Below are 21906 nucleotides of genomic sequence, written 5' to 3' on the forward strand. Positions count from 1 at the left end.
GTCCCGGCGGGCCGAGATCTTCTCCCGCTTCCTGGGCCACTGACGGCCCGGCCCGATCACGTGGTGGACGGGTCAGTGGTGCGGTGGGATCACCCGGAGGTGGCCGCGGCGGCCCTGCTGGGGGGTCTGCGGCTTGGTGGACTCGTCCTCGGGCGGGCGGGGCGGGGCCGGGCGGGCGGCCTCCCGCACCGCCTCGGCCAGCGCCACCAGGTCGTCGGTGGTGGGCGGCGGCGGCTCGAACTCGCCCTCGTGCCGCACCACCTCCCAACCGCGCGGGGCGGTCAGACTCCGGGCGTGCGGCTCACACAGGTCGTACGTGTGCGGTTCGGCGAACGCGGCGAGCGGACCCACCACCGCGGTCGACTCGTTGTAGACATAGGTCAGTGTGGCGACCGCTTGCCGGGGGCAGCCGTTACGGGAGCAGCGCCGTGGTGACCTCACGGCGGCAGGGTATCCCCATTACCCGGTTCGGCGCGACGCTTCGCGTTCCGACACGCGCGTCACAGTGATCACAATTCCACCGTCCGGCACAGCGGCACGCCGGGTGGGCCGCGCCCCGGCCGGTGGGCCCTGGGCCGGGCTACCCTGTGCGTCATGACGAGCCCGCAGAACCGCCGCCCCGGCTCCGGCCGGCGCACCCACCGTGACCGGCACGGTAGGGGTTTGCGCGGGCGGCTGGTGCCGGCCACCGTGCCGCTGGCCCGGACCAAGGCCGAGGTCTTCGACGACCTGGTGCTCGACACGGTGGAGACGCTGGAACGCCGGTTCGCCAAGGAGTTGGCCGGGGTCGAGTTCGCCGTCGAGGACGTCCCGCCGGACCTGAACGTCTACGACTCGGACGTGCTGGAGGACGGCGAGGTCCCGCTGGCCCGGCTGCTGCCGGGTCGACCGGGCCGGCAGGAGGTGCCGCCGCGCATCGTGCTCTACCGGCGGCCGTTGGAGTTTCGGGCGATGGACCGCGAGGATCTCGCCGACCTGGTGCACGACGTGATCATCGAGCAGGTGGCGAATCTGCTCGGCGTCGACCCGGACGAGCTGGCCTGACCGGTCGCGCGTCGGGCACCCCGGTCGGAGTGCCGCCACCCGGCCGGCCCCCGCCGGCCGGACAGCGACCCCGTGGGCCCGGCGATCCCCGTCGCCGCAGGCCCGTCGTCGGCCGGATCAGGCGGCGACCCGCCGCTTGAGCTTGCGGCGCTCCCGCTCGGAGAGACCGCCCCAGATCCCGAACCGCTCGTCGTGGCCGAGCGCGTACTCCAGACATTCCGTCTTGACTTCACACCGCGAGCAGATGCGCTTCGCCTCGCGGGTCGAGCCGCCCTTCTCAGGAAAGAACGCCTCCGGGTCGGTCTGCGAGCAGAGCGCCCGCTCCTGCCACTCCGGCGCGTTCCCGAGCAGGTCGGCCACCTCGAGCTGGCCGTCCATCGATTGCCTCCTTGTCGCGCACCGGCGTCATTCGCCGCTGCAACCCCCCACGCGAAAGGCGTGCCTGTCCGTACGGGCCCATTTGATGGGATCCGCGCGAACAACCCCATTCAAATTACACGCGTGTAATGCGTGCGCCGTCAAGCCAAACTTGATAATGGAGTCGCCCTCCCGACACGTCCGGGACGACCGCTGTGGCCGCCCGTAGCCTCGCAACCTGCCCTATCGATTCAGACCCCGGACGAGTAACGCCCTCCCCGGCGAGTTGCCCCAAGTTTTCTGCCGTGGCGCAACACCGGGTGGGCCGGTCGGACGCCCCCGCCGACCGTCGTTTCAAGATCAGAATTGTGGGGCAAAGGTTAACTCGCCCGTCCCACCAACGCCCGCCGAGCCGCCCCACGCCGGCCGCGCCCCGTCCACATGATGGACGAGGCACGGCGGGCCAGCTGCGGAAAAGGTCACCCCACCTGCGGTAGAAAACGCTCTGGCCAGGCAAATTCGGCAATCGACCCGCCCGTGACGGAGATCGCTCCGGCCGGCGTGCGCTCGTCCCACCAGACGGTATACCGCCCCGCTTCCAGGTCCGGATAGACGGCACTGTGGAACACCCCGTCGCGGACGTGCCGCTCCCGGACCGCGGAATGGGTACGCGGTCCGTCGTGGTCGACGCGACTGATCTCGATTTCGCGACCGCGCCACTCCCGGCCGGTGTGGATGATGAGCGCACCGCGCGTACCGCCCAGGTCGAGCACGACGCTGCCGACCGCTGACGGGCCCGGCTCATGGTGATGTCCCATTCCCGCCCCCTCAGGACCTCGTCGCCGACGGGTTGGCGAACCCGTCGTAGGGCGTACCGAGGAACGGGAAGTCGGCCAGGAACGGCGCGGTCACGTCGGTGGCGCTCAGACCCGGCGTGACAGTTGCCGCCGCGGCGTCCGGCGCGAACGTCCGGTCCACCAGCGGCACGGTGAGACCGGCGATCGCCCGCAACGCGACGGTCACCACGTCGTCGCCGACCCGACGCCCGTTCGGGAAGCCGGCCAGGTCGCCGCCGAGCACCCCGAACCGGTCCGGCGAGCGGCTGGGCGGGATCGCCGTGTTCAGTCGCAGCATGTCGGCCTGCACGTCCCCGGTGGTGTTGGCGAAGCCGTCGACCAGCCCTGGCGGCAGGCCGGTCAGCAGGAGCGCCACCAGATCGGCGCGTGGCTTCTTCGCCTTGTTCCACGCCTCCAGCCGGGGAAAGACACCCGGGTAGAGCGCCGGCAGCAGCGCGGCCAACTCGGGCCGCTCGACAAAACCGGCGAACCGCTTGTCCTCCGACGGTGGCAGCGTGTTCCACAGGTCCTTCCTGGACATCGGCACGACCACCTCGTTGAACAGCGGATTGCCCAACCGGGAGACCTGGATGAACGGGCCCGCGGCGGTGTCCGCGGTGATGCGGTCCCCGAGCACCCGGACCTGCTGGCGGGACGCGCTGGTCCAGACGCCGACGGTCGAGGCGCGGTCCGTCAGGCCGTACCGGCCGGCCCGGCGGCGGACCCGGTCCAGCGGCACCTGCACGGCCAGACTGTGCACGTTCAACCGGTCCAGCGCGTTGACCGGCTCCCCCTCGGCCCGGAACAGCTTCTTCCCGGCCACGTGCAACTGCTGGAACGGCCGCAACGTGCCCAGGTCGAACACCGCGCCCAGGTCCACGAAGAAGCCGTCGGCGCGCTGGCCGGCAAAGACCCGCTCGCCTGTGGACAACGTGAACGTCGCCTGCCGCACCAGGTTCGGGTAGTTCGGGGTGGACAGCGGACCCACGTTGCAGGGCGGACAGGGCAGCCGGTGGGCCAGCACCCGCGCACGCCCGTCGGCGATCCGGGTCAGCCGGTAGAACTGCCGCCGGTTCCAGTTCCCGCTCTCCAGCGACTCGATCGGCCCGGTGTTGTAGAGAAAACTGTTCTCGTTCGTGATCTCGGTGGTGAATTCGAACCGGTACGTGACATCCGGAAAGCCGTCACCATCGTTGTCGATGTGAATCTCGTACCGGACGTCGTCGCCGAACTCGAAGAAGTTCGGCCCGCCGGACGGAAGCTGCACCGGCACGTAGTTGGCGATCAACGTGACGGTGTCCGGTCGGCTCGGAGTCACGAACGCGTACAGGTCGGAACTGTCGGCGACCGGATCCTTGGCGATCTCCGGGGCCTCACGGTGAGAGGACATGGCGGACCACACCTTCGTCGGGGGAACGGAAGTCGAAACCGGCGCCGGTACCCGCGCCGGTCGGGGTGGGCTCAGCGCCGCCCGGCGGCGCGCACCAGGCGGTCGGCCAGATCCCGGTCGCGCACCTGGGCCCGACTCGTGCCGACGAAGACGTCCATCGTGCCGCTCGCCGCATCCCGCAGATGCACCACGATCGGCTCGTCGAACCGACGTGCCGACGCGCCGTTCTGCGCGGCGGACAGGCCCGGCACGGTGAGGGCGGCGGCGCCCAACGTGGCACTCGCGGCGGCGGTCAGCGTCTGCCGGCGGGTCAACCGCGGCCACACCCGCCGCTTCGGCACGTCGGTGGTCTCGTCAGTGCTCATCGGCAACCTTTCCGGGCCGGCGCCGCGGCGCCGCAGCGGGCCGAGGGCCGGACACCGCCGGACCCCCGGGCTGGGGGCACCGGCGGCGACACTCGCCGACACCGCCGCCGGCATCCACAGATACGGCGGGCGGCGGGAAAAGGTTCGACGTCAGGCGCCCGCGTGACCGTACGCGGTCGTCCGCTTGCGGAACGGCCGCCCGGCCGCCGTGGCGATGGCCCGCAGCTGCTCCTCGGTCCGGGCCGACCCGTTGCCCGAGCCGGCCATCCGGGAGATCGTCTCCTCCATCAGCGTGCCGCCCAGGTCGTTGCAGCCGCCGCGCAGCATCGCCACCGTGCCGGCGTCACCCAGCTTCACCCAGGAACACTGGATGTTGCCGATCCGGCCGTGCAACAGCAGCCGGGCCATCGCGTGCACCGCCCGGTTCTCCCGCCAGGTCGGCCCCGGCCGGGCGATGCCCGCCAGGTAGATGGGCGCGTTGGTGTGCACGAACGGCAACGCCACGAACTCGGTGAACCCGCCCGTACGGTCCTGCACCCCGGCCAGCACCCGGAAATGGGCCAGCCACTGACCCGGGTGGTCCACGTGGCCGTACATCATCGTGGAGCTCGACCGGATGCCCAACTCGTGGGCCGTGCTCACCACGTCCACCCAGGCGGACGCCGGAAGTTTGCCCTTGGTGAGCACCCAGCGCACGTCGTCGTCGAGGATCTCCGCGGCGGTGCCCGGAATGGTGTCCAGCCCGGCCTCGCGAAGCTGGAGCAGCCACTCCCGCACCGGCACGCCCGCCTTCGCGGCGGCGGTGACGATCTCCATCGGGGAGAACGCGTGCACGTGCATGCCCGGCACCCGCGCCTTGATCGCGCGGACGATGTCGGCATAGCCGGTGACCGGCATCTTCGGGTCGATGCCGCCCTGGAGGCAGACCTCGGTGGCACCGGCCGCCCACGCCTCCTGCGCCCGGTCGGCGACCTGCTCAAGCGACAGCCGGAACGCGTCCGCGTCGCTGTCCCGCTGGGCGAAGGCGCAGAACCGGCAGCCCACGTAGCAGACGTTTGTGAAGTTGATGTTCCGGTTGGCCACGTACGTCACGTCGTCGCCGACGGCGTCCCGGCGCGCGTCGTCGGCGAGCCGGCACAACTCGTCGAGCGCCGGGCCGTCCGCACCGAACAACGCCAGCGCCTTCGCCTCGTGCGCGGCGGACAGCAACGCGGCCGGGTCGTCCGCGGCCAGGCGCAGGCCCGCGCGCAGCTCGGCGTCCGCACCGGCGGCAAGGGGTACGCCGGCGCGCGCCTGCGGCGCCACCTTGCCGGCCACCTCGGCCCAGTCGCCGTAGACGCTGTCGAAATCCCCCCGCCGGTCGTCGGTGCGGCCGGTCACGTCGATGGTGACGTGCAGGTCGGTCCGGCCGCCGTGGACCTCCTCCGGCTCCTGCCAGGGCCGCCCCACCGGGCGGGCCGCCTCCACCGCGAGCCCGGTGGCCGGGTCGGCCAGCGCGGTGACGTGCGGCAGCAGCCGCGGATCCAGCCACGGCCCGCCGGCCCGCACGTACTCCGGGTAGACGGTCAGCCGCTCGCGCAGCGTGAACCCGGCGCTCGCGGTACGGGTCGCCAACTCGTCCAGGTGCGGCCACGGTCGCTCCGGGTTGACGTGGTCGGGGGTGACCGGGGAGACGCCACCCCAGTCGTCGATGCCGGCGCGCAGCAACAGGTCGTACTCGCCGGCGATGAGGTTCGGCGGGGCCTGGATGCGGGCCTTCGGGCCGAGCAGCACCCGGGCCACCGCCACGGTGGCGGCCAGGTCGTGCAGTTGCGCGTCCGGCATGCCGCGCATCGCGGTGTCCGGCTTGGCGCGGAAATTCTGCACGATCACCTCCTGGAGGTGGCCGTACTCCCGCATCGACCGGCGGATCGCGAACAGGGCGTCCACCCGCTCGGCCCGGTTCTCGCCGATGCCGATCAGGATGCCGGTGGTGAACGGCACCCCCACCCGGCCGGCGTCGTCGAGCACCCGCAGCCGCACCGCGGGTTCCTTGTCCGGGGAGCCGAAGTGCGGCCCGCCCGGCTCCGACCAGAGCCGGGTCGCGGTGGTCTCCAGCATCATGCCCATGCTCGGCGCGACCGGCTTGAGCCGCTGCAACTCCGACCAGGAGAGCACACCCGGGTTCAGGTGCGGCAGCAGGCCGGTCTCCTCCAGCACCGCCACCGCGCAGGCGCGCAGGTAGTCGAGCGTCGAGTCGTAGCCCCGCTCGTCCAGCCAGCGGCGGGCCGCCGGCCACCGTTCCTCCGGCCGGTCGCCGAGCGTGAACAGCGCCTCCTTGCAGCCCTGCGCGGCGCCCTCCCGGGCGATCGCCAGCACCTCTTCGCGTTCCAGGTAGGCGGCCGGCAGCCGGTGCGGCACGGTGGCGAACGTGCAGTAGTGGCAGCGGTCCCGGCACAGCCGGGTCAGCGGGATGAAGACCTTCTTCGAGTACGTCACCACGCCCGGCCGGCCGGCGTCGCGCAACCCGGCGTCGCGGATCTCACCGGCGACCCCGAGCAGTTCGTCGAGCGCCGGCCCGCGCGCGGCGAGCAGGGCCGCCGCCTCGCCCGCGTCCAACGCCCGGCCGGTGGCGGCCCGTCCCAGTGCCCGCCGGACGGTCGCCTCGGTCGGTATGGGGTCGCTGCGATCAACCATCCGCCCAGCCTATGCGCTGCCCGCCGGGTACCGGTGAGGTGAGGCGGGGCCCCCTCTCCACGTCTTTGGTGGAAAGCGGGCCCCGCCTGCCGCCGGTGCCACGGGTCATCGGGGCTGGTTCGGGTCCTCCCGGTCGAAGCGCTGGGTGCGCTCGTCCTCGCCCGGGTTCGCCGACTCGGCGGACTGGCGCGGGATCGCCTGGGTCGGGTCCGCCGACGGCGGCTGGCCGAACGGCGGCGCCGACTGCGGCTGGCCGTACGACGGGTCGGACTGCTGCTGGCCGTACGGCGTCGACTGCGGCTGGCCGTACGGCGTCGACTGGTGCTGGCCGGGCTGCGGGGCACCAAACTGCGAACCGTGCTGCTGCCCGACGAACGGCGGGCCGGACTGCGGTTCGACGGCCGGCGGAGCGGACTGCGGGGCGTGCGGCGGGGCGGTGTTGAACGGCGGGGCCGACTGCGGCTGGCCGTACGGGCCGGCCTGCGGCCAGCCGGGCGGCGTCGACCCGGACTGCGGGTGACCCGGACCGGGCTGCTGCGGGTAGCCACCCTGGTAGCCACCGGGCTGACCGGGCTGCTGCGGCCAACCAGGCTGGGCCTGGCCGTACACGCCCGGCTGCGCCTTGGGCTTCGGCACGTAGAAGAGGGTGCGCCAGATCTTGAACACCATGTACGCGGCGACCGCGAAGATCGCCAACCAGGCCACCCGGGTCAGCAGACCGAGGAACGCGTCCAGCACCTCACCGTCGGCGAGCCGGCCGACCAGCCAGATCAGGAACGTCAGCGCGCCGAACACGACGGACACGCCGTACTCGACAAGCGCCACCAGGGTGATCAGTTTCGCCTTGGCCAGCACCGGGTGGATGTGGGTGGCCAGCAGGACGGCAAGCAACGGCAGAACCGTCGCCTCCAGCCCCATGAAGGCGAAGTAGGTGCTCCCCGCCCGACCGCTGAACGTGCTGTAGTCGTCGACCGGCACCAGCAGGCGCAGCAGGCCGACGAAGAGAAGCACGGCGTTGGCGCCGAGCAGGACGAGCGCGGCCAGTTCGCGCAACGACTTGGTCAACTGGCTGGCCTGCGCGGCATCACCGGACGCGGGCTCGGCGGGGCTGGTCACGGAACTCCCCCAGGGGATGAAAGCGGACAGTTGCCGAAGTGAGCGTAGTCTCTCCGGCCACCACGCGATCGACGGCGGCCCGTAGGCAAGGATGGACGGCATGCGCATCGTGGTACTGACCGGCGGCATCGGGGGCGCCCGGTTCCTGCTCGGCGTGCGGGCGTACGCCCGTCAGGCGGGCGCCGAGGTGACCGCCGTGGTCAACGTCGGCGACGATCTGCTGCTGCACGGGTTGAAGGTCTGCCCCGACCTGGACAGCGTGCTCTACACGCTGGGCGGCGGCGCCGACCCGGAGCGTGGCTGGGGGCGGGTCGGTGAGACCTGGACGGTCCGCTCCGAACTGGCCGCGTACGGCGCGGAGCCGACCTGGTTCGGCCTCGGCGACAAGGACCTCGCGACCCATCTGGTACGCACCACAATGATCAACTCCGGGTACCCGTTGTCCCAGGTCACCGAGGCTCTGGCGACCCGCTGGCAGCCGGGCGTACGCCTGCTGCCGGCCACCGACGACCGGCTGGAGACCCACGCCGTCGTCACCGACGGGCAGGGCCGACGGGCGATCCACTTCCAGGAGTGGTGGGTGCGGTACCGGGCCGACGTGCCCACGGACCGGTTCGTCTTCGTCGGGGCCGACGCGGCGAAACCCGCGCCCGGCGTGGTCGAGGCGATCGCCGAGGCGGACGTGGTGCTCGTCGCGCCGAGCAACCCGGTGGTCAGCATCGCCCCCGTGCTGGCCGTGCCCGGCCTGCGGGACGCGGTGGCCGGCGGGCCGGCCCCGGTGATCGGGGTGTCACCGATCATCGGCGGCGCGCCGGTGCGCGGCATGGCCGACCGCTGCCTGGCCGTGCTCGGCGTGGAGTGCAGCGCGGCCGGGGTGGGTCGCCTCTACGGCGGCCGCTCCGCCGGTGGGCTGCTCGACGGTTGGCTGGTCGCGCCGGAGGACGTGGGCACGGCGGTGCCGGACGTGACGGTCCGCGCGGCGCCGCTGCGGATGACCGACGAGACGGCGACCGCCGCGATGGTGCGCGCGGCACTGGAGCTGATGTGAGACTGGAGATCCTGCCCGTGCCGGGCATCGGTGACGTGACCGAGGGCGACGACCTGGCGGCGCTGATCGCCGGTGCGGCGCCCTGGCTGCGCGACGGCGACGTGCTGGTGGTCACCAGCAAGATCGTGTCGAAGGCCGAGGGCCGGCTGGTGGACGTGCCGGCCGACGGCCCGGAACGGCTCGCCGCGCGGGACCGGGTGCTGGCCGGGGAGACCGCCCGCGTGGTGGCCAGCCGCGGGGCGACCCGGATCGTGCAGACCCACCACGGGTTCGTGATGGCCTCCGCCGGCATCGACGCCTCGAACGTGGACAAGACCCGGCTGGTGCTGCTACCGGTGGACCCGGACGCCTCCGCGCGGGCGCTGCGCTCCGCGCTGCGCGACCGGTACGGAGTCGACGTCGCCGTCATCGTCAGCGACACCATGGGCCGGCCGTGGCGTAACGGGCTCACCGACGTGGCGCTCGGGGTGGCCGGCATGCCCGCGATCCGCGACCACCGGGGCGAGGTCGATCCGTACGGCAACGAACTGCACATCACCCAGATGGCCGTGGTCGACGAGCTGGCCGGCGCCGGTGAGCTGATCAAGGGCAAGTGCGACCAGGTGCCGGTCGCTGTCGTCCGCGGCTACCTCGCCGCGACCCGCGACGACGACGAGGGTGCCCGCGTCCTGCTCCGCGACGCCTCGATGGATCTCTTCGCCCTGGGCACCGCAGAGGCGCACGCCGCCGGCCTGCGGGCCGCGGCCACCCTGCCGGAGCGGACCGGCCCCGAGCCGGCCGACCCGGCCGTGGTCCGGCGGGCCGTCGCGGCGGTCGCCGACGTGGTGGCCGCCGGCACCGTCTTCACGCACGTCACCGACGACGAGGTGCGCGCCGGACTCGTCGCCACCGTGCCCGGCTGGCCCGCCTCGGCCACGGGCCTGGTGCTCGGCGCGGCGCCGACCCCGATCGACCGGGCGGACCTGGTCCGGTTCGGCGCGGACGTGCAGCGCCTGCGTACCGCGCTGGCCGCCGAGGGAGTCGCGTCCACGCTCCTGCCACCCCCGACGGGGAGCACCGCCAGCGCCGCCCTGGCGCTCTGACCCGTCGGGCCCGGCGCGGGTCAGGCGTCGAGGACCGCCCGGCCCAGCGGCGTCAGCGTGTGCAGGACGGTGTTGCGTTCGCGCTGGCTGACCAGCAACCCGGCGTTGCGCAGCACGCCCGTGTGCTGGCTGGCCGCGGCGGCGGAGATGTGCAGCCGGCGCGCCATCTCGCCTGTGGTGCAACCCTCGTCGGCGGCGTGGAGCACCGCCGCGCGGGTGCGGCCGAGCAGGGCGGCGAGTGCCTCGCGTTGCGCGGGGTCGCCGTCCCCGGCGCCGCCGGAGGTGAGCCCGGCGAGCCGGTCCACCGGGTAGACCAGCACCGGCGGCAGCGTCGGGTCGACGAGCGCCACCGGGATACGCGAGCAGAAGAACGACGGCACGAGCAGCAGTCCCCGACCGTCCAGGTGCAACTCGCGGGTGTCCGGGTAGTCGAGCACCTCGAGCACGCCGCCGCCCCAGCGCATGGTGGGCCGGAGGCTGGCCAGCAGCCCTTCGGCGCCGCCGTCGAGCATGGCCCGGGCCCGGCGGGCCCGGTCCGCCTCCACCGCGGCCTGCACCCGGGACCAGTACGGCGTCACCGCCAAGGAGTTGTACCGCGCCATGGAGTCGGTGAGGTGGCTGAGCGCCTCCGGTTCGCCGCGGGCGAGGGCGGTCGCGGACGAGGGCAGCGCGTTCTCCTCGGACAGCAGCGTGAGATCCCGGCGCAGCATGTCGACCGGGGTGCCCAGGACCGCTTCCAGCCCGGCCCGGAAGCCTTCCCGGCTGTCGAACGGGGTGAGGAAGTCGGGGAAGTAGCCGTGCGGCGGGTTGAGCGCGAGGAGCAGGCGGTAACGCTCGGCTCTGGTGTCGGTCCGCAGCCCGTGCGCCACGGCCTGCCGCCACGGGCTCATCAGCGGGTCACGGCTGCGCCCTTGGAGCAGGTGCAGGCTGAGGACCAGCTCCCAGAGCGGATCCGCGCCCGGGGCGACCCGGGTCCGCAGGACGTCCTCGCCCGAGAAAATGATCTTCAGCATGGAATGCTCCCGTGCGGGCGGCGGGGGCGCCGGCCACCCCTGCACTTTACCCGTCGGCACTAATCTCCATCTTTAAGCGTGAGGTGAAAAGCCTCGACGGAACCCCAGCCGGTTCGGCAGACTCTCCTTGCCCGCCGACGCCGGGGCGCGCTGTCGAACCGGTCGCCGGCTGACGGGCGTGGCCGGGTGGCACCACGAGGGTCTGCGGATTCACTCCGCAGGGGTGCCACCCGGCCGTCGCTCATCCGTCACGCCGCGTGCCACGGCAACGCACGCGGCGCTCGTACAGTGTCCGGGTGACCGACACCGATCTCGCCGCGTACGCCGACCTGCACGCCGACGCCGTCACGACGCTGAGCCGGTGGACGGCGACCAGCCCGGCCGCCGCCGCCAACCGGGACCGCACGCTGGCGCTGCTGGCCGACGGTCCGGTGGCGATGAGCCGGGCACACCGGGCGGGGCACGTCACGGCGAGCGCGCTGGTGCTCGACCCGAACGGCGAACGGGTGCTGCTCTGCCTGCACGGCAAATTCCACAAGTGGGCGCAGCTCGGCGGGCACTGCGAACCAGGTGACCCGACGCTGGCGGCGGCCGCGCTGCGGGAGGCCACCGAGGAATCCGGCATCGCCGCGCTGACCATCGACCCGGAACCGATCGACGTCGACATCCACCCGGTGACCTGCCAGGGCGGCTCGCTGCACTACGACGTCAGATACGCCGCCCTCGCCCCGGCGGGCGCGACCGAGCGGGTCAGCGACGAGTCCGAGGCGCTGGGTTGGTTTCCGCCGGACCGGCTGCCCGAGCCACTCGCCCACGCGACCGCCCAACTGGTCACGCCGGCGTTGGCCGCGCTGGCCCGACGCGCCGCCCGCTGAGAACGCGACAGCCGGCGGCGCACGGCGCACGCACCGGGGCCGGCGGACCGCCGGTGCGGTGCCGACCGGCGCGGATCAGACCAGACCCTCCTCGCCACGCTCCTTGAGCTGGTCGACGACCTTCTTCACGTCCTGCGCGCGGGCCCGGGGGCAGACCAGCAGCGCGTCCGGGGTGTCCACCACGATCAGGTCGTGCACGCCGACGGTGGCCACGAACCGGCCCGAGTGCGGCACCACGACGGTCCCGGTGGTGTCGTGCAGCAGCACGCCCGGCTTCGCCTCGCCGCCGAGCACCACGTTGCCGGCGTCGTCGGCCGGCAGCACCTCGCCGAGCGTGTGGAAGTCACCGATGTCGTTCCAACCGAAGTCGCCCGGCACGGTCGCTACCCGACCGGCCGTCGCCGCGCCCTCCATCACCGCGTAGTCGACCGAGATCCTCGGCAGCGTCGGCCAGACCGTACCGAGCACGTCGTCCTGCTCGGGGGTGCCCCAGGCGGCCGCGATGGCGGTGATCCCGGCGTGCAGCGCCGGCTGCTGGCGGGCCAGCTCGGCGAGGAACACGTCCACCCGCCAGACGAACATGCTGGCGTTCCAGAGGTGCCGTCCGGACCGGACGTAGACCTCCGCCACCTCGGCGTCGGGCTTCTCCTTGAACTCGCGTACCGGACGCAGCGGGTCGCCGTCCACCGGCTCGCCGGTCTCCAGGTAGCCGTAGCCGGTCTCGGGACGCGTCGGGGTGATGCCCACGGTCATCAGCAGCCCCTGCTCCGCGCCGCGGATGGCCTGCCGCACCACCTCGACCAGTCGGGCCGGGTCGCCGATCAGGTGATCGGCGGCGAACGAGCCCATCACCGCCTCCGGGGTGCGTTCGGCGATCACCGCGGCGGCCAGCGCGATGGCCGCGCAGGAGTCCCGCGGCGACGGCTCGACCAGGATGTTCTCCTCCGGCAGGCCGGCCAGTTGCCGAGCCACCGCCGCGGCGTGCGCGGCCCCGGTGACCACGAGTGTGCGCTCGGGTGTGGTCAGCGGCGACAACCGGTCGACCGTGGCCTGCAACAGGGAGTCGGTGGTGCCGGTCAGCGGGTGGAGGAACTTGGGGTGGCCGGCGCGGGACAGCGGCCACAAGCGGGTGCCGCTGCCGCCCGCCGGGATGACGGCGTAGAACATCAGCACATCATGCCCGAAGCGGGCGAGCACGGTCGGTCGGTCGGCCGGGGCCGGCGAACGGCGCTCAGGAACATGCCCGGCGCCAGGCGGCGATGTGCACCTCCGCGCTGGACTCCCAGGTGAACTCCTTGGCCCGCTCGAAGCCGGCCTTGGCCAGCGACAGCCGCCGCTGCTCGTCGTCGAGCAGGGCGACGAGGTCACTGGCGATCTGGTCCGGGTCCTCGCTGGTGTAGGCCACCGCGTCGCCGCCCACCTCGGGCAGGGACAGCCGGGGCGTGGTGAGCACCGGAGCCGCGCACGCCATCGCCTCCAGGATCGGCAGGCCGAAACCCTCGCCGTAGGAGGGGTAGGCGGCGACAAGCGCGCCACCGAGGAAGCCGGGCAGGTCGGCGTAGCGCAGGTAGCCCGGACGCAGCAGCCGCAGGTGCGGCGGCACGTCCGCCACCGCGCGGTCGATGTCGTCGTCGTGCCCCTGGCCGCCGGCCACCACAAGCGCGGGCGGGTTCGGCCGGTCGGCCACCGCCCGGGCCCAGCCACGGATCAGATTGGGTACGTTCTTGCGCGGTTCCTTGGCGCCGAGGAACGCGATGTAGCTGCTGTCGCCGAGACCCAGGCGGGCACGCACCCGGGCCTTCTCCTCCTCGCCCGGCGCGTGGAACGCGGCCTGGTCGACCCCGTGGTACGCCACGTCGATGCGGGTCGGGTCGGCGTCCAGCAGGCGGATCAGTTCGTCCCGGGTGGCCTTGCTCGGCACGATCACCCGGCTGGCCCGGCGCAGCGAGGTCTTGATCGCGCTGCGGAAGAAGGTGCGGCGGGACTTGTCGTAATGCTCCGGTTCGGTGAAGAAGGTCGCGTCGTGCACGGTCACCGTGACCGGGCAGCCGGCCCGCAGCGGGCAGGTGTAGAACGGCGAGTGCAGCACCTCCGCGCCGACCTGCTGGGCCAGCATCGGCAGGCCGGTCTGCTCCCAGGCCAGCCGGGCCGGCCGGTGCGCCACGGCCGCCGGAGCCGGAATCACCTCGGCGCCCGGCAGCATCCGGCGATAGCGCTCCAGGTCGGTGCGCAGGCTCACCACGGCCAGGTCCACGTCGGAGCCGCAGACCCGGCCGAGCGCGCCGAGCAGGCCGTCGACGTATCTACCGACGCCGCCACGGTCGGCGGGGACACTCGTGGCGTCGATGAGAACGCGGGGCGGGCGACCGGCGGTCACGGGGCGACTCCTCAGCTGGCGCGGTTGTGGGATAGAACACTGTCGGCAAGACTACGCCGGGCCGAGCCGACAACGCTGACCGCGACCCGACGGTACGCCGACTTGTCGGTGTCATCGAGTACGCGCGCGGGGCGCGTATCGTTCGCGCCGATGGCCGACAACATTGCCCGGGTGCTCGCCGACGCGATCGCGCCCGACCCCACCCGACCGCTGCTGACCTGGTACGACGACGGCACCGGCGAGCGCACCGAACTCTCCGGCGCGACGCTTGCGAACTGGGTGGCCAAAACCGCCAACATGCTCACCGACGAGGCCGGCGCCAGCCCCGGCGACCTGGCCGGCGTGCTGCTGCCACCGCACTGGCAGACCGCCGCGGTGCTGCTCGGCTGCTGGTCGGCGAAACTGACCGTGACCGACACGCTGGCACCCGTGGAGGTGCTGTTCGTCTCCGCCGACCGGGTCGCCGAGACCGCCGGGTGGGCGGCCTGCGAACGGTACGCCCTGGCGTTGGACCCGTTCGCGCTGCCGATGCGGCAGGTGCCGGACGGCTGTGTGGACTTCGTCGCGGCGGTACGCGGACACGGCGACCACTTCACCCCGTACCCGGAGAGTGGGGACGGGGACGCGGCGCTGCTGGCCCGCGCGCAGGCCCGCGCCGCGGAGCTGGGGATCGCCCCCGGCGACCGCCTCCTGGTCGACGTGAGCCGCTTCCCCGATCCGGTCGACTGGCTGCTGGCCCCGCTCACGGCCGGCGCCACCCTGGTCGCCTGCGCCAACCCCGACCCGGCCCGCCTGGCCACCCGCGCCGCAACCGAAAAGGTCACCCACACCCTGACCTGACCCGCACCACCTTCCCGCCCCGCGCCCCGCGATCTTGCAGTTGCCGCCCCCAGCCTGGGGCATTCGCCCGATCTAACCGGGCGGAAAGTGCAAGATCGCGCGGGCGAGTGGGGTGGGGGTGGGTTAGGCGGAGGTGGGCTCGTCGGTGCGGGTGCGGCGCTGAGCCAGGGCGGCGAAGGCCGTGAGGGACTCCGGGTTGACCAGGGCGCCCTTCGCCGCGGCGGCGTCGACCGGGGTACCGGTGAGGATCTTCTTGACCGGCACCTCCAGCTTCTTCGCACTCAGCGTGCGGGGCACCGCCCGCACCTGGTGGATCTCGTCGGGGACGTGCCGCGGCGACAGCGCGGTACGCAGCTCACGGCAGATCGTGCGGCGCAGCGCGTCGTCGAGTTCGAGGCCCTCGGCGAGCACCACGAACAGCAGCAACTCCCCCGCACCGCCCTCGTCGTCCTCCAGGTGCACCACCACCGAGTCGACCACCTCGTCGAGCCCCTCCACCACCGAGTAGAACTCGGCGGTGCCCAGGCGCACCCCGCCCCGGTTGAGCGTGGCGTCGGAACGGCCGGTGATGACACAGCCGCCGCGCTCGTTCACGGTGATCCAGTCGCCGTGCCGCCACACCCCCGGATAGACCTCGAAGTACGCCTCCCGGTAACGGGCGCCGTCCGGGTCGTTCCAGAACCCCACAGGCATGCTCGGCATCGGCTCGGTGATCACCAGCTCGCCCAGCTCGCCGACGACGGGCGTACCGTCCGCCGAGCGTGCCTCCACCTTCGCGCCCAACGCCCGGCAGGCGATCTCCCCGGCGTACACCGGCAGCAGCGGCACCCCGCCCACGAAGCCGGTGCACACGTCCGTACCGCCGGACAGCGACTGGAGCTGGAGGCGCTTCCCCACGTTCTCGTACACCCAGGTGAAACCCTCGGCCGGCAGCGGCGCGCCGGTCGAGCCGAGGCCGCGCAGCGCGGACAGGTCCGCGACGTCGCGGGGCACCAGGCCGGCCTTGCGGCAGGCCAGCAGGAACGGCGCCGACGTGCCGAGGTACGTGGTACCGGTCTGCGCCGCCAACCGCCACAGCGCCCCCAGGTCGGGGTGGCCCGGGTTGCCGTCGAAGAGCACGATCGCCGCGCCCACCGCCGGCCCGGACACCAGGAAGTTCCACATCATCCAGCCGGTGGTGGTGAACCAGAAGAACCGGTCCGCCGGACCCAGGTCGTGGTGCAGCGCCAGCATCTTCAGGTGCTCCAGCAGGATGCCCCCGTGGCCGTGCACGATCGGCTTCGGCAACCCCGTGGTGCCGGAGGAGTAGAGCACGTAGAGCGGGTGGTCGAAGGCCACCGGGGTGAACGTCGACGGCTCGTCGGTCTCGGCCGCCAGCTCCGCCCAGGAGATCGCGCCGTCCGGGACCGGGGCGGCCGGATCGAGGCAGCCGATGGCGACCGTGTGCCGCAGCGACGGCAGCGCGGCCCGGATCGCGGCCACCTCGGCACGCCTGTCGACCGGCTTCTCGCCGTACCGGTAGCCGTCGACCGCCACCAGGACGGTCGGCTCGATCTGCTGCCAGCGGTCGGTGACGCTGCGGGTGCCGAACTCGGGCGCGCAGGAGGAGAAGATAGCGCCCAGGCTCGCGGTGGCGAGCAGCAGCACGTAGGTCTCCGGGATGTTCGGCGCGTACGCGGCCACCCGGTCGCCCGGCCGCACGCCGAGCCGACGCAGCCCGGCGGCCGCCCGGCGGACCCGCTCCCGCAACTGCGCGGCGGTCACCGTCTCCGGGTCGCGGGTCTGTCCGTAAGCGATCACCGCCGGGTCGTCGTCGGCGAGGCCCGGCATGCGCAGCACGTTCTCGGCGTAGTTGAGCGTGGCACCGGGGAACCAGCGGGCGCCCGGCATGCCCCGGTCGGCGAGCGTGGCGGTCGGCGGGGTGTGCGCGACCACCTCGAACCAGTCCCAGATCGAACGCCAGAACCCGTCCAGGTCGGTCACCGACCACTGCCACAGCGCGTCGTAGTCGGCGAACTCCCGCCCGCGGTGCTCGGCCAGCCAGCGCAGGTAGTCACCGATCCGGGACCGTTCCCGCACGTCCGCCGGCGGCGTCCACAGCACGTCACCCACTGTTCCACCCTCCCTGAGGCCCCGGCACGACACTGTGCGCGGGCCGTGGCGCCATCTTGCCCTACCTGGCGTCCCCATTCTCCGCCCGAGGCAGCGCCCACAGTGCGTGGCCCACCCACACCCCGCACCCCCACCTCATGTGGCCCGGACGCAAGGAAGGGCCCCTTGTTAACGCATTCTGCATAGGAAGGGCCCCTGCTTAACACCGCACGCCGCGGGGCGGCCGCCGTCCGCGCGAGGCGCGCCCACCTGCCCGGGTGCGTTAAGCGGGGCCCCTTCCTCTACCGCAGGCATTAACAAGGGGCCCTTCCTTACACCTCAACCGGCGCGGTGGGCCTGGATGGCGCGGCGGCGGGCCAGGCGGTGCTCGCGGCGGATCTCGGCCTCCCGGAACCGGCGCTCGTCCTCCGGCGTCTCGGGCAGCACCGGACGGACCGGCCGCGGCGCGCCGCCCACGTCCACACCCACGAAGACCAGGTACGCGGTGGCGACCGGCACCGGCTCCTCCTCGGCCGAGTCCCAGCGCTCGGCGACCACCTTCACCCCGACCTCCATCGAGGTGTGCCCGGTCCAGTTGATCTGGGCGTGCGCGTGCACCAGGTCGCCCACCCGGACCGCCTCGGAGAAGACGATCTCGTCGATGGAGGCGGTCACCGCGGTGCCGCCGCTGTGCCGGGCCGCCGCCGCGCCGGCGACGTCGTCGACGAATTTCATCAGTACCCCACCGTGCACGGTCCCGTACAGATTGACATCGACCGCGGTCATGATGCGACTGAGCGTGACGCGGGAGTACGAGGTCGGCTTGCCCGGTGGGACCGCGGGATGATCTGTCATGCCGAAAACGGTACGGTGCGCGGATGCGACATCTCTGGAGCTTCCTCGCCGGGTTGGTGGTGGCGCCCGTCACCTGGGTGCTCGTCACGCTCGGTCAGGACGGATCTGGGCGGACCGTCAGCCGCTGGGTGGAGATCGGTACGTACAGCACCCCGAACCTGATCGAGCCCGCCGTCTATCTGGGCGTTGCCGGCATCCTGCTCGGCCTGCTCGGCACGCTGCGTTTCTCGCCGCTCGGCCCGCTGGTGGCGGGGCTGCTGCTCGCGGCCCCGTACGTCTGGTTGTTCGTCTCGCCGTTCAGCGTGCGGGACCGGGTGCCGGACGACCTGAAGCTGCTCGGTGACCCGCTGCCGCTGCGCGACCCACTGGACAACGGCACGCTGTTCCTCATCGGCGTGCTGCTGCTGATGGCCGTGTTCAGCGGGCAGCGGTGGCGGCGCGTCCCGGCACCCGCGACGACCGGGGCGGAGCTGACCCCGGCCGGCACCGGGGCCGAGCAGCGGCCCACGCCCACCGACTGGCCACCACCGGGCCCGCCGAAGGACCCTGACACGGCCCCGCTCACACTGGCCTATCCGGAGCCCGCCACGGAACCCCTGCCCCGCCGCACGGGCGGCGAGTCGCCTTGGTCCGCGCCCCCGCGCGGCGCCAACCGGGCGGACGACCCCACCGAGCGCCGCTGACCGTGCGGGCGGGCCGGGTCGTCCCGGCCCGCCCGCCCCACACGTTCCGCCCGTTCGGCACTTCTGCGGAACCGGCCGCGTCTGCTGTGGAATGCCCCGGCGATGGCACCTCGGAGACCGCCGCGGCGATGGGAGTGCGTCACCGGCGTCCGTGGTGCATGCCTAGCGCGTCAGCCGGTAGACGCTCACCTGCTCGATCCGAACCGTCAGGTCGTAGCCGAGCGCCGGAAGTTGTCGCATCACGGCCAGTTGCTGCTCGGCCGGTGCGAGTCCCTTCTTCGGGGGATCGACGACTGCCACCCAGTCCGGGCGGAACTGCTGGTGGGGGAAGCTGGGAAAGAGGTAGACCCTCGTCCGGTTGGTGAGTTGCGGCGCCAGCGAGTTCTCGGCGGCGACCGTCGCCTGGTCCGGGATGGTCGCCAGCGCTTTCCGTTCCGCCGAGGACAGCACGGGTCGCCAGGGCGCACTCCGGAACAGTTCGCCGATGGGGGAGTTCACGGACAGCAGGACCGCGAACACGACGCACCACGTGCCGATCGTTCGGCGGAACTGTCCGGAACATCGCGGCAGCGCCGCCCTGATGGAGGCGTGGACACCCGGCGCGGCTGCCGCGCCAGCGGCGAAGACGACGGGCATGAGCACGGCACTGTAGTGGTATTCAGTCCCCCAGTAAGCCGTATTGGTCGCCCAGAATCGCCAGGCGATCGTGGGCAGCGCGATGAGCAGGAGCGGGGAGCGCAGGGCCAGGAACGCCGCCGGCGCGAGCAGCATCAGGACGGTTTCAAGCTTCTGCAGGGGCATGACGAACCGCGCCAGAGGATTTCCCACCGCACCGGCGGCCTGACCCAGGTAGGTGTTCTCGCCGTACCCGTTGAAGTTCGGGATCAGCACCAGCATCGTCAGACCGCAGGCGGCCACACCGACGAGCGTCAGCAGCGCGCCCATTTTCCTCGGCCCGCGCAACAGGATGTAGAGGCCGATCGCGGCCACCGTGAGCCCCAGGTCTTCCTTGACGAGGAGCAGGGGAAGGGCATAGGCGCATGCCGCCCCCCACTCCTGCCGGTACAGCCGTTCCAGGCAGAAGGCCACGAGGACGACCGCCAGGCAGGTCTCGTGGAAATCGAAGGCCACCGCGTTCTGTATTCCCCAGGACAACGCGTACGCCGCGCCGAGGATGCCGCCGAGACCGGGTCCGCAGGCGCTGATGGCCAGCCGGGTGATGGGCACGACCGAGAGGGCGAACGCCGCGGCCTGAATCGTGAGCAGCGTGACCGGGCCGGGCACGAGGAGGTAGATCGGGCCGAGGGCCGCCAGTATCGGGCTGAAATGGTCGCCCAGGATGTTGACCCCCGGCCCCTTCAGCTCGCTGACAGGGGCGTCGAGGTGCGCGTATTTCCGAACGACTTGTTCGAAGATTCCGAGATCGAATCCGGTCGTGCGACCGGTGAGGTGCCGCAGTACCGACAACAGTTCGTAGAGGAGAAATGCGATTCCCGACAACACGTAAGGCAATGCGCGCGGGCGCGCCAGCCGCCACCTGCCGGACTCGGGCGGTTCTGGTGGTGCGGTAGGGCGGGGCTGTCCCGGCCTATCGGGTCTGCGCCGGATCGGTCTGGTTGTGCGGGCGTCCAGCTCGTCGCGTCGCATCGGTACATATTGACCGGCACCGGCGGGGCGGACAAGGCGGCCTGCCCGGAGCCGCCGACACCCGGTGGCGCGCGCACCGGCGGACTGGTCCGGTACGAGAAAGGACGTGCGATTGAGGTTCCCGGTGCCCGGCGACGGTCAGCGCGATGATCTCCGGGAATGTGTCGGGCCGGGCGGCACCCCGACCGGCGGTATGCCGATCGGGGCTACGACGACGACAACCACTGGGCCTTCCTGCGCCCCGCCCGCGCCGTCATCTGCTGGCGCCGACTCCCACGTCAGGAGTTCTTGAGAAGCTGACGGGCCATGACGATGCGCTGCACCTGGTTGGTGCCCTCGTAGATCTGGGTGATCTTGGCGTCCCGCATCATCCGCTCGACCGGGTAGTCACGGGTGTAGCCGTAACCGCCGAGTAGCTGCACCGCGTCGGTGGTGATCTCCATGGCGGCGTCCGAGGCGAAGCACTTGGCGGCCGCGCCGAAGTAGGTCAGGTCCGCGTCGCCCCGCTCGGACTTGCCGGCGGCGGCGTACGTGAGCTGCCGCGCCGCCTCCAGCTTCATGCCCATGTCGGCGAGCATGAACTGGATGCCCTGGAACTCGGCGATCGCCTTGCCGAACTGCTTGCGCTCCTGGATGTAGCCCTTGGCGTAGTCGAGCGCGCCCTGCGCGATGCCGACCGCCTGGGCGGCGATGGTGACGCGGGTGTGGTCGAGCGTCCGCATGGCGCTGGCGAAGCCGGTGCCCTCGGCGCCGATCATGCGGTCGGCCGGGATGCGGACGTTGTCGAGGTAGACCTCGCGGGTGGGCGAGCCCTTGATGCCCAGTTTCTTCTCCGGCGCGCCGAAGCTCACCCCCGGGTCGGACTTCTCCACCACGAAGGCGGAGATCCCCCTGGATCGGGCTGTGGGGTCGGTCACAGCGAAGACGGTGTAGTACTCGGACACGCCCGCGTTGGTGATCCACCGCTTCACGCCGTTGAGCACCCAGTGGTCGCCGTCGCGTACCGCCCTGGTCGTCATCGAGGCGGCGTCGCTGCCGGCCTCCGGCTCGGACAGGCAGTAGGAGAACATGCCCTCGCCGGTGGCGACCCGGGTGAGGTACTTCCGCTTCAGCTCCTCGGAGCCGGCCAGCAGCAGCGGCATGGTGCCCAGCTTGTTCACCGCCGGGATCAGCGAGGACGACGCGCAGGCCCGCGCCACCTCCTCGATGACGATGGCCGTGGCCAGGGCGTCCGCGCCGGCGCCGCCGTACTCGACCGGGATGTGCGGGGCGTGGAAGTCGGCTTGCCGCAGGGCCTCGAAGGACGCCTTGGGGAACTCACCTGTCTCATCCGCCTCGGCGGCGTGCGGGGCCACTCTGGCCGCACAGACCTCACGGACCGCCTCCCGGATCGCCTCGTGCTCCTCCGGCAACCGGTAGACCTCGAACGACTGCTCTGCGGCCATGTCGGCCCCTCCCCTTCCACCGCTATCATGCGCAGTCTGTGCCGCCCGAGGGCCGACGACTGCCGCAAACTGAAGGATAGCCACCGGCTCGGACGGAACCCTACCGGCGGGTAGGCTCGCGCTCGAGCGTCACCCGTCGGAGGCCACTACCCTCACAGCAGAAACT

General features: G+C 72.4%; 20 protein-coding genes. 6 read left to right on the forward strand and 14 right to left on the reverse strand.

The annotated features are described in order from the left end of the window. Positions 1-72 precede the first annotated feature (72 nt). On the reverse strand, positions 73-441 hold the full coding sequence (locus tag ACLQ2X_RS13365) for a DUF3499 domain-containing protein (RefSeq protein WP_425681314.1): 369 nt from the start codon (positions 439-441) through the stop codon (positions 73-75). A gap of 153 nt (positions 442-594) precedes the next feature. On the opposite strand from ACLQ2X_RS13365, the gene ACLQ2X_RS13370 reads away from it, so the two are divergent. Then, positions 595-1044 (forward strand): metallopeptidase family protein, encoded by a 450-nt coding sequence (locus ACLQ2X_RS13370; RefSeq protein WP_018787548.1) that lies wholly within the window; start codon positions 595-597, stop codon positions 1042-1044. A 117-nt stretch (positions 1045-1161) separates the two neighbouring features. Here the strand turns inward: ACLQ2X_RS13370 and ACLQ2X_RS13375 are convergent, their stop codons facing one another. The 6 genes from ACLQ2X_RS13375 to ACLQ2X_RS13400 form a co-directional block, all read right to left on the reverse strand. Continuing rightward, positions 1162-1422, reverse strand: coding sequence for a WhiB family transcriptional regulator (locus ACLQ2X_RS13375; protein WP_013284161.1), 261 nt, complete (start codon positions 1420-1422; stop codon positions 1162-1164). Between the two features lie 458 nt (positions 1423-1880). Next, positions 1881-2174 carry a phospholipase gene (locus tag ACLQ2X_RS13380; RefSeq protein ID WP_425681315.1) on the reverse strand — a complete coding sequence of 98 codons (294 nt, stop codon included), beginning with the start codon at positions 2172-2174 and terminating at the stop codon, positions 1881-1883. 55 nt (positions 2175-2229) lie between these two features. Further along, entirely contained in the window at positions 2230-3627 is a 1398-nt protein-coding gene (locus ACLQ2X_RS13385; RefSeq protein WP_425681316.1) for a DUF4331 domain-containing protein, read from the reverse strand. Positions 3628-3698: 71 nt separating this feature from the next. Next, complete coding sequence (locus tag ACLQ2X_RS13390; protein ID WP_425681317.1) at positions 3699-3992, reverse strand: hypothetical protein; 294 nt, start codon at positions 3990-3992, stop codon at positions 3699-3701. Positions 3993-4142: 150 nt separating this feature from the next. Then, positions 4143-6668, reverse strand: coding sequence for a bifunctional FO biosynthesis protein CofGH (locus ACLQ2X_RS13395; RefSeq protein WP_425681318.1), 2526 nt, complete (start codon positions 6666-6668; stop codon positions 4143-4145). 105 nt (positions 6669-6773) lie between these two features. Then, a complete protein-coding gene (locus tag ACLQ2X_RS13400) occupies positions 6774-7784 on the reverse strand; it encodes a hypothetical protein (RefSeq protein ID WP_425681319.1) in 1011 nt (336 codons plus the stop codon). A gap of 100 nt (positions 7785-7884) precedes the next feature. On the opposite strand from ACLQ2X_RS13400, the gene cofD reads away from it, so the two are divergent. Beyond that, a complete protein-coding gene (cofD, locus tag ACLQ2X_RS13405) occupies positions 7885-8832 on the forward strand; it encodes a 2-phospho-L-lactate transferase (protein WP_425681320.1) in 948 nt (315 codons plus the stop codon). Continuing rightward, complete coding sequence (locus ACLQ2X_RS13410; protein WP_425681321.1) at positions 8829-9914, forward strand: coenzyme F420-0:L-glutamate ligase; 1086 nt, start codon at positions 8829-8831, stop codon at positions 9912-9914. The genes cofD and ACLQ2X_RS13410 overlap by 4 nt, the downstream gene beginning before the upstream one ends. Before the next feature lie 20 nt (positions 9915-9934). On the opposite strand, the gene ACLQ2X_RS13415 is transcribed toward ACLQ2X_RS13410, so the two are convergent. Beyond that, the gene (locus ACLQ2X_RS13415; RefSeq protein ID WP_425681322.1) at positions 9935-10927 is read right to left on the reverse strand and encodes an ArsR/SmtB family transcription factor; all 993 of its coding nucleotides are present in this window, start codon (positions 10925-10927) and stop codon (positions 9935-9937) included. 296 nt (positions 10928-11223) lie between these two features. On the opposite strand from ACLQ2X_RS13415, the gene ACLQ2X_RS13420 reads away from it, so the two are divergent. Further along, positions 11224-11802 carry an NUDIX hydrolase gene (locus ACLQ2X_RS13420; protein ID WP_425681323.1) on the forward strand — a complete coding sequence of 193 codons (579 nt, stop codon included), beginning with the start codon at positions 11224-11226 and terminating at the stop codon, positions 11800-11802. Between the two features lie 75 nt (positions 11803-11877). Here the strand turns inward: ACLQ2X_RS13420 and ACLQ2X_RS13425 are convergent, their stop codons facing one another. Further along, positions 11878-12969, reverse strand: a complete 1092-nt coding sequence (locus ACLQ2X_RS13425) for a mannose-1-phosphate guanylyltransferase (RefSeq protein WP_425681324.1) — start codon at positions 12967-12969, stop codon at positions 11878-11880. A gap of 64 nt (positions 12970-13033) precedes the next feature. After that, positions 13034-14179 carry a glycosyltransferase family 4 protein gene (locus tag ACLQ2X_RS13430; RefSeq protein WP_425681325.1) on the reverse strand — a complete coding sequence of 382 codons (1146 nt, stop codon included), beginning with the start codon at positions 14177-14179 and terminating at the stop codon, positions 13034-13036. 150 nt (positions 14180-14329) lie between these two features. On the opposite strand from ACLQ2X_RS13430, the gene ACLQ2X_RS13435 reads away from it, so the two are divergent. Then, positions 14330-15019, forward strand: coding sequence for a TIGR03089 family protein (locus tag ACLQ2X_RS13435; protein WP_425681326.1), 690 nt, complete (start codon positions 14330-14332; stop codon positions 15017-15019). A gap of 123 nt (positions 15020-15142) precedes the next feature. Here ACLQ2X_RS13435 and ACLQ2X_RS13440 read toward each other — a convergent pair whose 3' ends face one another. Beyond that, complete coding sequence (locus tag ACLQ2X_RS13440; RefSeq protein WP_425681327.1) at positions 15143-17131, reverse strand: acetoacetate--CoA ligase; 1989 nt, start codon at positions 17129-17131, stop codon at positions 15143-15145. Between the two features lie 318 nt (positions 17132-17449). Then, on the reverse strand, positions 17450-17965 hold the full coding sequence (locus ACLQ2X_RS13445) for an acyl-CoA thioesterase (protein WP_425681328.1): 516 nt from the start codon (positions 17963-17965) through the stop codon (positions 17450-17452). A 23-nt stretch (positions 17966-17988) separates the two neighbouring features. Here ACLQ2X_RS13445 and ACLQ2X_RS13450 point away from each other — a divergent pair, with 23 nt between their 5' ends. Next, entirely contained in the window at positions 17989-18648 is a 660-nt protein-coding gene (locus tag ACLQ2X_RS13450) for a hypothetical protein (RefSeq protein WP_425681329.1), read from the forward strand. Positions 18649-18810: 162 nt separating this feature from the next. On the opposite strand, the gene ACLQ2X_RS13455 is transcribed toward ACLQ2X_RS13450, so the two are convergent. Both ACLQ2X_RS13455 and ACLQ2X_RS13460 read right to left on the reverse strand, forming a co-directional pair. Continuing rightward, a complete protein-coding gene (locus tag ACLQ2X_RS13455) occupies positions 18811-20148 on the reverse strand; it encodes a DUF2079 domain-containing protein (RefSeq protein WP_425681330.1) in 1338 nt (445 codons plus the stop codon). Positions 20149-20573: 425 nt separating this feature from the next. Beyond that, positions 20574-21740 carry an acyl-CoA dehydrogenase family protein gene (locus ACLQ2X_RS13460; protein WP_425681331.1) on the reverse strand — a complete coding sequence of 389 codons (1167 nt, stop codon included), beginning with the start codon at positions 21738-21740 and terminating at the stop codon, positions 20574-20576. Between the last annotated feature and the right edge of the window lie 166 nt (positions 21741-21906).

This window comes from Micromonospora sp. DT31 (assembly GCF_049841795.1).
Taxonomy (GTDB): Bacteria; Actinomycetota; Actinomycetes; order Mycobacteriales; family Micromonosporaceae; genus Micromonospora.

Excerpts from the sequence above, each read along its gene's own strand:
- ACLQ2X_RS13370 (WP_018787548.1), top strand. The coding sequence starts at position 595 with ATGACGAGCCCGCAGAACCGCCGCCCCGGCTCCGGCCGGCGCACCCAC.
- ACLQ2X_RS13375 (WP_013284161.1), bottom strand. The coding sequence starts at position 1,422 with ATGGACGGCCAGCTCGAGGTGGCCGACCTGCTCGGGAACGCGCCGGAG.
- ACLQ2X_RS13385 (WP_425681316.1), bottom strand. The coding sequence starts at position 3,627 with ATGTCCTCTCACCGTGAGGCCCCGGAGATCGCCAAGGATCCGGTCGCC.
- ACLQ2X_RS13390 (WP_425681317.1), bottom strand. The coding sequence starts at position 3,992 with ATGAGCACTGACGAGACCACCGACGTGCCGAAGCGGCGGGTGTGGCCG.
- ACLQ2X_RS13395 (WP_425681318.1), bottom strand. The coding sequence starts at position 6,668 with ATGGTTGATCGCAGCGACCCCATACCGACCGAGGCGACCGTCCGGCGG.
- cofD (WP_425681320.1), top strand. The coding sequence starts at position 7,885 with ATGCGCATCGTGGTACTGACCGGCGGCATCGGGGGCGCCCGGTTCCTG.
- ACLQ2X_RS13415 (WP_425681322.1), bottom strand. The coding sequence starts at position 10,927 with ATGCTGAAGATCATTTTCTCGGGCGAGGACGTCCTGCGGACCCGGGTC.
- ACLQ2X_RS13425 (WP_425681324.1), bottom strand. The coding sequence starts at position 12,969 with ATGTTCTACGCCGTCATCCCGGCGGGCGGCAGCGGCACCCGCTTGTGG.
- ACLQ2X_RS13435 (WP_425681326.1), top strand. The coding sequence starts at position 14,330 with ATGGCCGACAACATTGCCCGGGTGCTCGCCGACGCGATCGCGCCCGAC.
- ACLQ2X_RS13445 (WP_425681328.1), bottom strand. The coding sequence starts at position 17,965 with ATGACAGATCATCCCGCGGTCCCACCGGGCAAGCCGACCTCGTACTCC.
- ACLQ2X_RS13450 (WP_425681329.1), top strand. The coding sequence starts at position 17,989 with ATGCGACATCTCTGGAGCTTCCTCGCCGGGTTGGTGGTGGCGCCCGTC.
- ACLQ2X_RS13460 (WP_425681331.1), bottom strand. The coding sequence starts at position 21,740 with ATGGCCGCAGAGCAGTCGTTCGAGGTCTACCGGTTGCCGGAGGAGCAC.